This is a genomic window from Mameliella sp. AT18 (genome assembly GCF_028807275.1).
Classification (GTDB): domain Bacteria; phylum Pseudomonadota; class Alphaproteobacteria; order Rhodobacterales; family Rhodobacteraceae; genus Antarctobacter; species Antarctobacter albus.
This window is the reverse complement of sequence record NZ_JARAMO010000177.1, coordinates 1-11,410: the sequence shown is the minus strand read 5'-3', so window position 1 is coordinate 11,410 and position 11,410 is coordinate 1. Positions and strand designations below refer to the sequence as shown.

The following is an 11,410-nucleotide window of genomic DNA, read 5'->3' as shown; positions in this document are numbered from 1 at the left end:
AAACAGGCCTCCTCGCAAGAGCGCAGGCGCTTGCAGCTCACGTTTCTGCAGTCAAAAGCCTGCGCCGTCCGAAACTGATCCAGCCGCTGCGTTGGTGTCGGTTTTTCCGGCTCGGCCAGAACCGAGCCTGCGACAAAGACCACCGCCAGAAAGAGCAATCGCCCCATAATACCACCATCATGCGTTAACGAATTGTTAACCTTTGACGTGGTCGTGCAAGCAAGGCAACGGAAATCCTCCCCGAGCCTTTACCAGATCATCCGTCACCCGGACGAGCAAATTCGTCAGAGAGCCAAGCCCAACTGGCGCAGCTTGGTGTTTTCCGCCGCACAGAACAGCCCGTCCCGCAGGCGTTCCGGCGTGCAGGGCAGCCGCAGGGAGGTGTCTGCGATGGCGCTGCGCTCCAGCGAGGTATCGTCGCGCACGAACTCGGACGACATCACGAGGATGGTCAGCATGGGGTTCGTGCGGCGCAGGGACAGCAGGACATCCACCGCCTGTTCCAGCGGCCCGAAGACATCAATGTTCACCAGGAAGGCGGCGCCGTCGCCGTCCACCCGCTCCGCGATCCGCAGCGCGTCGCGGACCTGTCCGAAGACCGTCACCGACGCCACCCAATCGCCCAGCCCGCCAAGCTGGTCCGCGATGCCGTCGTGGGGCGCTTGCAGGATAAAAAGGTCCAGGTCCCAGATCTCCGGCGCGCGTCCGCCGGTGTCGGGGTCGGTGAGCGTGTCATAGGTCGCAAAGGCCCGTTCCGCCGCAGCCATAGCGCCTCTCCGGGTCCGAAGGAAATGAACCTCTGCACTTTCCGTCCAGAGCTCGTTGCGTTTGGTCCCCACGGGCAAAACCTCTTGTTGCGGGCCAGAGCCCGTGTTTCCGTATCTGCTTTCTGTTGGCGGCGTTCAACTTAGTGGTGTGGAAACGATCCCAAACCCCCGCAACGCGGTCAAGCAACCAGAGTAACAGGAGGCCATTTTTCGCCTATCGCGTGCAGGAGCATTTCTGCTGTTGTCAGCGTCCAGCGCTGGAACTTCACCTGGCGGGCTATTACTTCCAGACCACAGTCATTTACGATATTAAATATTTAAATACAGCATATTACGCGACATTCTTAAAGTGTCAGGGGGCCTGAATGCGCACAGAGGGAACCTGAAACAAAGCGACATGAAGTCCTTGCAGACGGTGGCATATTCTTGCCCAAACGCCTTGACCGCCGCACACATTCCGCGCAGCCGCACCAGGACTGCCAGGGAAGCTACCGCTTGACGACCCCCAGGTCCAACACAACCCCCGCGTGATCACTGGCATGCGGACGATGAAGCCCGGTTTCCGGCAGACGCTCGGCGCCTTCCGGCCCCGCCTCCCGTCCCATTCCGGCGCGCAGGACCTGCGGCACGACCCCTTCGAGCCGGGCGGCCAGCATGGGTGAGGCGATCAATCCGTCGGGCGCGCCATAGCGCCGCTCATCTGGCTGGAAATAGGTCCAGCGCTCGGCCTCGGGCAGCCGCAGCATCAGGTTTTCGCCAAGCGCCTCAAGCGGTGCCACGGCCCGTTCGGACGCCGTTCCCGGCTCGTTCAGGTCCCCCGCCACCAGCCACAGCGGTCCGGCGCGCGCCACCAACCGCGCAAGCGCCTCCGCCTCCAGCCGCCGCACCGCCCAGGCCCGCGCCGCATCCGGGTATGGCGCCTTGAAATGCACGACGAAAAGCGTCAGCTCGCCAAAACGCAACTCCAGACCGTCGCGCCGAAAGATCGGTAGATCGCGGGCCATGCCCTCGGGCGGATCGAGACCCAGGTCCTCGGGTGTCACCCCCGCGTGGCTGGCGGCATGATCCCAGGGACTGCGCGACATGATCGCCACGTCCAGGCCACGCCCATCGTTGCCCGGCAGGCACAGCCGCCAGGGATAGGGCGCACAGTGTTGCATCAGGTAGCGGTCGTGAAAGGCATCCAGGCTGGCCTGGTCAAAAACCTCCTGCAAGGCCAGCACGTCGGCATCCGCCTGCGCCAGCAGTGCCGCGGTCAACCGGCGGTCCGCCTCGTCCAGCGCCGGGCTTTCGTCATCGTCACGGTCGCGCGCTCCGAAAACCGTGCCATCCGGCATCAAACGCAGGTTCTGCATGTTCAGGGTCGCGATCCGCATGGCTCACAGTCGGACCGGCCCCACACCGGGGTCAAGCCCGCCCGTGCAACCGGGTTTGACCGGAATCGCTTGTGACGGAATACTGAGGGCGCATTTCTCGGAGTTTTGCCCATGAAAAAGCTTGTTTTGGCACTTTTCGGCCTGCTCGCCCTGCCCGTCCATGCGGCCGAGTTGCGGGTGATCGGCATGACCAACGATGCCATCGACATCCAGGCCCCGGACCCGGCCATCGCCTGCACCCATAGGATCACCGGCCAGTTTGCCCCGGGCGATGCCGACCGCATGGCCCGCAGCCTGCGCAGCTCCATCGAAGGCTGGCGCAGCCAGAACCGGTACGGCGTTTCCGTCATCTGCCTGGACAGTCCCGGCGGCGCCATTTCCGAAGCGTTGAAACTGGGCGCGGTGCTGCGCGAGATGGCCATTGGAACCAAGCTCGAGGCCGGTGCACGCTGTGAAAGCGCCTGCGCCTTGCTGTTTATGGCTGGCAGCTTTCACGCCCATGAAAGCGGCTATTACAAGTGGCGGGTCATGCATCCGACGGCGCGGCTTGGGTTTCATGCCCCCTCGCTGCAGGTCGAACGCGGCGACTACGACGCGGCGACCGTCACCCGCGCCTATGCCCTGGCGATGGAGACCTTGGCCCGCACCGTCGAGGATCTCATGCAGAACCGTGGCTTCGAGGACGGCGAACACCTGAAACCTTCGCTGATCGCCACCATGTTGCGCACCCCGCCGGACCGCATGTTCCATGTCGAAACCGTTGACCAGGCCGGCCGCTGGGGGATCACGATCGGGCCGCTGCGCCCCACGTCCCAGACGATGACAGAGATGGATTTCCGCCGTGCCTGTGCCAACCAGAAAGCCTGGGGCGCGGATGAAAGCGCCACGTCGGACATCTACTGGCAACAGAAATTCGTCAACTGGAAGACCGATCAATGGGGCGAAACCGTCGAGGTCATCACCAATGACATGACCGGCGAAGGCTGCGAATACTCGGTCCCCAAGGGCGCCGCGCGCAGCAAGCGTGTGCCGGTCTCGCAGGTTCAATACGGGTATTTCTCGCTCCTCGAGGCCGCGGATCCGGGACTGCGCCTTGACCGGTTGCCCTATTGATCCGCGACTGCCCCGTTTCATGGGCCATCGGCCCCGGGATGCGGCGGTTATTGCACCAACGCGATCCTGCAATCGGTGCCCAGAGGTGTCAGGCGGGCCGGCGCAATCGCAAGGCCGACGAAATCATGGACGATCGCGGCCAGCAGGTCCTCGACCGGCGAGAGACTGTCCAGGATCGGCGAGAGCAGTCCGCCGACGAGTCCGGTTGTCAGGTTGGCCAGAGGCAACTGCCCCAGCAAGCTCAGCAGAGCGTAATCCAGTTCCGACAAGGTGCCTTCTAGCCGCGGCGCCACAACGGCCGTCCGGTGCCGCGCAATGTCCCGCGCCGTGAACCCGATCTCCTGCGGGGCGGATTGCACCAGCGCGATCTCATCGCGCACGGTCAGCCCCAGGGCCGTCAGGTCGATGTAGAGTTCCACCAGCCCGGCCTGCACCGGATCGAAGATCGCCACCGGCTCGCCGCGCGCGGCAGCATGACAGCCGGAGGCGCGGTCGGTCAGTCTCGCCTCGGCATGGGCGACGCGCAGCGACAGGTCCAGCGTCACCAGGCCCAACAGGTCCAGCCCCTGAACCGCCAGCCGGATCTGCGCGGTTTCCGCATAGGCCTCGGGCGTGCCCGGTTCGACATGGGCGACGACGCGGCGCGGTTCGACGATGGTCAACGACACCGGAACATCGGCCAGTGGCCCCAGGTCCGCACGCAGGTTCAGGTCCAGCACATGTTCGCCCAGAAGTTCGACGGAGCCGAAGACAAGATCGCTGCCGCTGATGAAAGACCCGGGGATACGGGTGCCGATCGCCATGCCCCGGGTGCCGGAATCCAGGTGCAGTATATCGCCCAGGCGCAGGGCTGCATCCGGCGCGTTCACCTCGGCACCGACCGCCAGCGACAGGATCCGCGACAGGGCAATATCCGCATCCAGCACGTCGCCGTAGGTCAACGGCGCGTCGAGATCGACAGAAAGCGTTTCCAACAGCGCATCGGTGCGCAGGAACAGCGCCCCCTCGGAACAGATCGCATCCAGGTCCGCGCCCAGGATCGGCTCGAGCGCACCGTGAAACAGGTTGAGCGACAGCAGGCAGTTGGCCAGGCTGAAACTCACCCTCTCGCGGGCGACGGCGGTGGCCTGACGGGTGATCACGGTGGCCTTTTCGCGGCCCAGGAAACCGGCCACTTGCATATGGGCATCGGCCACCGCCTTGACATGCGCGGCATTGGGGCGCCGCGGGTCCGTGGATGCGGGCGTAAAGACGCCCTGTTCGAACCGGCCCAGCGTCACCTGCGCCGGTTGCAGCGCGCGGGCGGGAAAGAGGTCATTATACGCCACCGACCGGGAGGCCTGGACAAAGGCCCGCTCTTCGTTACCCACGTGGCGGACGGCCTCGAGGGCGGAAAAATCGGCCTGCGCCTGCACATGGCTGCGATGGTCGTTCAGGTAAAGCAGGTCGATGGTCATGGCCGCGCCCAAAAGCAGCGCGGGCAGGATCATCAAGGTGGCCGTGGTGATGGAACCGCACTCGTTACGCCAGAACATGTCAGCCTCCCATGATGAGGGCACGGCCGACGATCACGTCAGAGCCGCCGTTGAAGGCCCGGATCAGGGGGGAGAACCCGATGCTCGAGGCGTCATAGGTCAGCGTCACCCGGCTCCACCCCGGTATCTCGGCGGGGGAACAGGACAGGCCCGTGATCTTGTCGGGGTCGATCAGCGTCAGAGTGGTGACCATCTCGGGGACCAGAACATCCCCCACCTGGCGGCACAGCGCGGGGTGATCCGGCGCCGCGACCCGATGCTGCAGGGCCTGTCGCGCGACCTCGTAGGTCAATTGCTGCACGTTGCCGATGGTGATGACATAGACCGACAACCAGATGCACCCGGCGATCAGGAAGATCAGCCCCGGAAAGAGGATCGAGAACTCGACCGTCGAGCTGCCCTGTTCATCCTTAACGAGCCGAAGGACCCGTGTTCTTGCCGTGGAAACCAACATGCCACTTATCCTGAATTTGAGAAACATCAATTACAGGTTGTAGGAAAAATACGGTCCTCGGGCGCCAGGAATGTGGCTGAAATGTGAATTGTTATCCGGGATGCATCTTTGGGCCTTGCCCCGGTCGCGGTTGGCGCTATCGAAAATCGCGGGAAAAGCCGGGGCCAGGGCCTGTCTCAGGCCTTGGCCTTCTTCTTTTCGGCGACAACCTTTTCGGCCAGATCACGCGCTATGGCAAAGGCGCCCTGGATCTTGTCCTTGTCGCGTTTCCAGTCGCGGCGCACCACGATCTTGTTGTCGCGCACCTTGGCAAGTCCATCCTGTGCCTTGATGAATTCGACCAGCCCCTGGGGCGAGGCGAACTTGTCGTTGTGGAATTGGATCGTGGCGCCCTTGGGGCCCCCGTCCAGTTTGGCAATGCCGGCCTTCTTGCACATGGCCTTGATCCGAACCACCAGAAGCAGTGTGTTCACCTCGCGCGGCAGCTTGCCGAAACGGTCGATCAGCTCGGCGGCAAAGCCTTCCAGTTCGACCTTGGTGGTCAGCCCCGACAAGCGGCGATACAGGCCCAGGCGCACGTCCAGATCGGGCACGTAATCCTCGGGGATCAGCACCGGCACGCCTAGGTTGATCTGCGGCGCCCATTGATCGTCCGCCTCGGACAGGCCATCCATCTCGCCAGCGCGGATCTTGGCAATCGCCTCTTCCAGCATCGACTGGTACAACTCGTAGCCCACGTCGCGCATCTGGCCCGACTGTTCCTCGCCCAGCAGGTTGCCGGCGCCGCGAATGTCCAGGTCCTGCGAGGCAAGGCTGAAGCCCGCCCCCAGGGTGTCGATGCTGCCCAGCACCCGCAGCCGCTTTTCCGCCGTCTGGGTCAGTTTCATACGGGGTTTCGTGGTCAGATAGGCATAGGCGCGGGTCTTGGACCGGCCCACGCGGCCCCGGATCTGGTACAGCTGGCTGAGGCCGAACATGTCGGCGCGATGCACCACCATCGTGTTGGCGGTGGGAATATCCAGTCCGGATTCCACGATGGTCGTCGCCAACAGCACGTCATAGCGCCCGTCGTAAAAGGCGTTCATGCGGTCGTCCAATTCGCCCGCCGCCATCTGGCCATGTGCGACGACGTAGGACACCTCGGGCACCTGTTCCTTCAGGAACTCCTCGACCTCCGGCAGATCGCTCAGGCGCGGGACGACGAAAAAGCTCTGCCCGCCCCGGTAATGCTCGCGCAACAGCGCCTCGCGGATCGTCACCGGGTCGAATTCGGACACATAGGTGCGGATCGACAGGCGGTCGACCGGCGGCGTGCCGATGACCGACAGGTCGCGCACGCCCGTCAATGACAGCTGCAACGTGCGCGGGATCGGCGTGGCGGTCAGCGTCAGGACGTGGATGTCCGAGCGCAGCTGTTTCAGCCGTTCCTTGTGCTGCACGCCGAACCGCTGTTCCTCGTCGATGATCAGCAGGCCCAGGTTGTTGAACCGGATGCCCTTGGCCAGCAGCGCGTGCGTGCCGACGGCAATATCGACGGTGCCCTTGGAAATCCCGTCGCGGGTCAGCGCCGCCTGCCGGGAGGAGACAAACCGCGACAGCGGATTGACCTCCAGCGGGAAGCCCCGGAACCGTTCGGCAAAGCTGTTGTAGTGCTGGCGCGCCAAGAGCGTCGTGGGTGCGATCACCGCCACCTGCACACCCGACATGGCCGCGACAAAGGCCGCCCGCATGGCGACCTCGGTCTTGCCGAACCCCACGTCGCCGCAGATCAGACGGTCCATCGGCTGACCCGAGTGCATGTCCTCCATCACGTCCTCGATGGCACGCAGCTGGTCGTCGGTTTCCTGGTAGGGGAAGCGCGCGGCAAAGGATTCATAGGCCCCCGCCGGCGGGTCCATGATCGGAGCCTTGCGCAGGGCGCGCTCGGCAGCAATCCGGATCAGGCGGTCGGCCATCTCGCGGATGCGCTGTTTCAGCTTGGCCTTCTTGGCCTGCCATGCGCCGCCGCCCAGCTTGTCCAGCAGACCCTCGTCATGGCCATACTTGGACAGCAGCTCAATGTTCTCGACCGGCAGGTACAGCTTGGCCCCTTCGGCATATTCCAGCGTCAGGCATTCATGCGCGGCGCCGGCGGCGGTGACGACCTCCAGCCCAAGGTAGCGACCGATGCCGTGATCGACGTGCACCACCAGGTCGCCGGGGCTCAGCGACTGGTGCTCGGTGATGAAATTCTCGGCCTTGCGGCGCTTCTTGGGCTGGCGGATCAGCCGGTCGCCCAGAACGTCCTGTTCCGAGATGACGGTCAGCCGGCCCTTGTCGCCCGCGGGGTCCCAGGGCGCGACAAAGCCCGCCTCCAGCGACCAGACCGCCAGGTGCAGCCCGCGCTTGTCGATCCGCGTGCCGTTGGCAACGGGGATCGCCTCGGCCAGACCCTCGTCCTCGATCAACCCGGTCAGACGCTCCCGCGCGCCCTCCGAATAGGAAGCGATGACCACCGGTCCATCTTGCAGACATGTCTGAACATGATCGGCCAGCGTCTTGAACAGGCTGATGTTTTCCTGCTGGCGCTCGGGCGAGAAATTGCGCCCGATGCGCCCCCCCGCATCCACCACGCCCGGCCCGCTGGCCTGCGGCAGCGGGTGGAACTGCACCTGACGCTTGCCCTCCAGCGCCGCTTCCCAGGCGCCATCGTCCAGGTACAGGGTCTCGGGCGGGATCGGCTTGTAAACCGTGCTGCCAAGGGTCTTTTTCTGGCTCAGGGCGTGGCGGCGCGTCTCGTATTGGTCGGCGATACTGTCCCAGCGCGACAGGCGCGAGGGCGTCAGCTGATCGTCCATCAGCACGGGCGCAGCAGGCAGGTAATCGAACAGGGTTTCCAGCCGCGCGTGGAAGAAGGGCAGCCAATGTTCGACGCCTGCGTGCTTGCGCCCCGCGCTGACCGCCTCGTAGAGCGGATCGTCGGTGCCCGCCGCGCCGAATTCGATCCGGTAGTTCTGCCGGAACCGCGTGATCGCCGCCTCGTCGAGGATGACCTCGGACACCGGCGCCAGTTCGACCACGTCCAGTTTCTCGGTCGTGCGCTGGCTGACCGGATCGAACCGTCGCGCGCCGTCCAGGACGTCCCCGAAGAAATCCAGCCGCACCGGCCCGCCGTCCCCCGGCGGGTAAATGTCGATGATGCCGCCCCGCACCGCGTAATCGCCCGGTTCGGTCACGGTCGGCGCCTGGCTGAACCCCATCCGGACCAGAAAGGCGCGCAGGCCCGCCTCGTCCACGCGGTCAGCGACACGTGCGGCAAAGGCCGCCTCACGCAGCACCTCACGCGCGGGTAGGTATTGCATCGCCGCAGAGAGCGTCGTCAGCAGGACGAACCGCGACGGCCCGCCATGCACCAGCCCCGCCAGCGTCGCCATGCGCGCGGCAGAAATGTCGGCATTGGGTGAAACCCGGTCATAAGGCAGGCAGTCCCAGGCCGGAAAGTGCACCACCGGCATGTCCGGCGCAAAAAAGGCCAGCGCATCGCGCATGGCCGCCAGCCGCTTGTCGTCGCGCGCGATATGGATGACCGGCCCCTTGGCCTTGTCCACCTCGCGCAGCACCAGCCGGGCGTCAAAGCCCTCGGGCGCGCCGCCCATGATGATCCGCTGCTCTGTCATGGAGGCTCAAATGGCGCGCTGCGCGACCGGCGTCAACCTGCCCTTTGGGCGGATCAGAAAGGCAGGACCGTCAGGTTCATGTACATCCCCCACAGCGCGGTGACAAAGATCGACACCATCCCGATGAGTTGCGTCAGCATCCGGTGGATGCGCAGCCGCCGCCACAGCGCCTCTCCCTCGCCCTCGCCTTCACGGATCAGGCGGGCCGACCGCACACTCAGCAGCCCCACCAGCGTCATCGGAAAGGCCAGCAGAAAGACGGCCTGCGCGAACTCGATCCAGTAGCCCGGGTAGAACCCGAGGATCGCCACGCCCGACAGGAAGGCCGATCCGATCGCCACCACCCAGAGGCCGGATTCCTCGGCGATGAACAGCAGGCGGTTGGTGTTGATGCGCACCAGGTCCTCGAGATCCTGCGCCGCCTGCCCGCCGTTGCGGCGGGCGCGCGCGACCATGTCATAGGGCACGCCCATGACCCAGTGGCTGGTCGAGGACCAGAGCACGGCAAGGACGATCCAGAACCACAGGTTCGAAAAGCTGCGAAGGTCGATCAGCTCGAATACGGTATCGTACCAGTCCATGTGCCCTGTCCTTGCCTGTGACCCGCCTCATAGCGCGGGCCAAACCAAATGCCCAGAGGGGGCTGGACAAGCCCGCGCGCTCGGGTGCATCCCTTGGCCGACCAATGACGGAGCGCCCGATGCAGCCGACCTTTGCCCCCTTCCCCGCCACCCGCCTGCGCCGCCTGCGCCGCACCCCCGCGATCCGCGCATTGGTGCAGGAAACCACGCTCAGCCCGGCGGATTTCATCTGGCCGGTCTTCGTCCGCGACGGCGAGGGCGTGGTGGAGCCGATCCATTCGATGCCCGGCGTCAACCGCCTGTCGGTGGACAAGGTGGCAGAGGCCGCGGTCGAGGCGCAGGCGTTGGGAATCCCGGCGATCTGCCTCTTTCCCTACACCGATCCCACGCTCAAGACAGAGGATTGCGCCGAGGCCTGGAACCCGGAAAACCTCAGCAACCGCGCCACCCGTGCGATCAAGGCGGCGGCGCCCGACATCGCGGTGATGACCGACGTCGCGCTGGACCCCTACAACATCAACGGCCATGACGGTTTTGTCGAAGATGGCGAGATCGTCAACGACCGCACTGTCGAGGCGCTGGTGAAACAGGCCCTCAGCCAGGCGGAGGCCGGCGCCGACATCATCGGCCCCTCCGACATGATGGACGGGCGCATCGGCGCCCTGCGCAGCGCGCTGGAGGGCGCGGGCCACCAGAACGTGCTGCTGCTGAGCTATGCCGCGAAATACGCCTCGGCCTTCTACGGGCCGTTCCGCGACGCGGTCGGCGCCTCGGGCGCGCTGAAGGGCGACAAGAAGACCTACCAGCAGGACCCGGGCAATTCCGACGAGGCCATGCGCCTGATCGCCCGCGACCTGGCCGAGGGCGCGGACATGATCATGGTAAAACCGGGGATGCCTTACCTGGACATCTGCCGCCGCGCACACGAGATGTTCGGCGCGCCCACCTTTGCCTACCAGGTCTCCGGCGAATACGCGATGATCGCGGGCGCAGGCGAACGCGGCTGGGTCGATGGCGAAAAGGCCATGATGGAAAGCCTGATGAGCTTCAAGCGCGCGGGCTGCGACGGGGTACTGACCTATTTCGCGCCCGAGGCGGCCCGCCTGCTGAACGGGTGATCCCTTCCCCTGTCGGCAAGAGGCTTCCGTGCGGTCTCTTGCCGACAGGCCACAACATGTCGTGACAACCCTTGCCCCCCTGCCTATATTGCGCCGCAACCGGCGAGACAGCCGGACTTGAGGCTATTCGAGGAACAGGCGGACCCATGACACTCAACAGACGTAATGTGACCTTCGGGCTTGGTGCCACGCTGGCACTGGGCGCATGCAACGGCGTCGGAAGCGGCGGCGATGCCCGCATCGACGCGCGGGTCGACCAGACCCTGTCGCGCCTTTATGGCGATTACCCGGCCACCCGCGACCTTGCTGCGAAATCCGTCGGCATGCTGGTCATGCCGGTGGTGACGGAGGCGGGTCTCGGGTTCGGCGGCGGCTATGGCCGCGGTGCCCTGCGGATCAACGGTGCCTCGGTGGACTACTACTCGGTCGCCAAGGCCTCGGGCGGGCTGCAGATCGGCGCGCAACAGTATTCGCACGTCCTGTTCTTCATGACCAACAGCGCGATGGAAACCTTCCGCCGCTCGCCCGGCTTCGCCGCGGGGGCGAACCTGGAATACGCGGTGCTGGAACGCGGCGAGACGCTGGCGGCGGAAACCACCACCTCGCTGGCGCCGGTGATCGCGGTGATCTTTGGCCAGGCCGGTCTGCGCGTCGGCGCGACCCTGGAAGGCGTGAAATACACCCGCATCATTCCCTGAGACCCGGGCCCGGGGGCGGCCCGATCACGGACCGCCCGTTTCCCGATGTCTTTCCAAAAGCCTAACGCGTTGTACGTTTTGCCGGAATCGACGTACAAAACGTACGTTTTGT

The 11,410-nt window shown here is 65.1% G+C and carries 9 protein-coding genes; 3 read left to right on the top strand and 6 right to left on the bottom strand.

Annotated elements, in window-relative coordinates:
• Positions 1-284: 284 nt before the first annotated feature.
• A complete protein-coding gene (locus PVW46_RS15510; protein ID WP_069208900.1) occupies positions 285-767 on the bottom strand; it encodes a hypothetical protein in 483 nt (160 codons plus the stop codon).
• A gap of 488 nt (positions 768-1,255) precedes the next feature.
• The gene (locus PVW46_RS15505) at positions 1,256-2,143 is read right to left on the bottom strand and encodes an endonuclease/exonuclease/phosphatase family protein (RefSeq protein ID WP_069208901.1); all 888 of its coding nucleotides are present in this window, start codon (positions 2,141-2,143) and stop codon (positions 1,256-1,258) included.
• A gap of 111 nt (positions 2,144-2,254) precedes the next feature.
• Between PVW46_RS15505 and PVW46_RS15500 the strand changes: the two genes are divergently transcribed.
• Positions 2,255-3,256 carry a COG3904 family protein gene (locus tag PVW46_RS15500; protein ID WP_069208902.1) on the top strand — a complete coding sequence of 334 codons (1,002 nt, stop codon included), beginning with the start codon at positions 2,255-2,257 and terminating at the stop codon, positions 3,254-3,256.
• A gap of 47 nt (positions 3,257-3,303) precedes the next feature.
• On the opposite strand, the gene PVW46_RS15495 is transcribed toward PVW46_RS15500, so the two are convergent.
• The 4 genes from PVW46_RS15495 to PVW46_RS15480 all read right to left on the bottom strand — a co-directional run bounded on the left by PVW46_RS15495 (position 3,304) and on the right by PVW46_RS15480 (position 9,482).
• Complete coding sequence (locus tag PVW46_RS15495) at positions 3,304-4,791, bottom strand: pilus assembly protein TadG-related protein (RefSeq protein WP_069208903.1); 1,488 nt, start codon at positions 4,789-4,791, stop codon at positions 3,304-3,306.
• Between the two features lies 1 nt (position 4,792).
• Complete coding sequence (locus PVW46_RS15490; RefSeq protein ID WP_069208904.1) at positions 4,793-5,245, bottom strand: TadE/TadG family type IV pilus assembly protein; 453 nt, start codon at positions 5,243-5,245, stop codon at positions 4,793-4,795.
• A gap of 176 nt (positions 5,246-5,421) precedes the next feature.
• Positions 5,422-8,901, bottom strand: a complete 3,480-nt coding sequence (gene mfd / locus PVW46_RS15485; protein WP_069208905.1) for a transcription-repair coupling factor — start codon at positions 8,899-8,901, stop codon at positions 5,422-5,424.
• A gap of 53 nt (positions 8,902-8,954) precedes the next feature.
• A complete protein-coding gene (locus PVW46_RS15480; protein ID WP_043138639.1) occupies positions 8,955-9,482 on the bottom strand; it encodes a hypothetical protein in 528 nt (175 codons plus the stop codon).
• 119 nt (positions 9,483-9,601) lie between these two features.
• Between PVW46_RS15480 and hemB the strand changes: the two genes are divergently transcribed.
• Both hemB and PVW46_RS15470 read left to right on the top strand, forming a co-directional pair.
• Positions 9,602-10,600 (top strand): porphobilinogen synthase, encoded by a 999-nt coding sequence (gene hemB / locus PVW46_RS15475; protein WP_069208906.1) that lies wholly within the window; start codon positions 9,602-9,604, stop codon positions 10,598-10,600.
• Positions 10,601-10,746: 146 nt separating this feature from the next.
• Positions 10,747-11,298 (top strand): lipid-binding SYLF domain-containing protein, encoded by a 552-nt coding sequence (locus PVW46_RS15470; protein ID WP_069208907.1) that lies wholly within the window; start codon positions 10,747-10,749, stop codon positions 11,296-11,298.
• Positions 11,299-11,410: the final 112 nt, after the last annotated feature.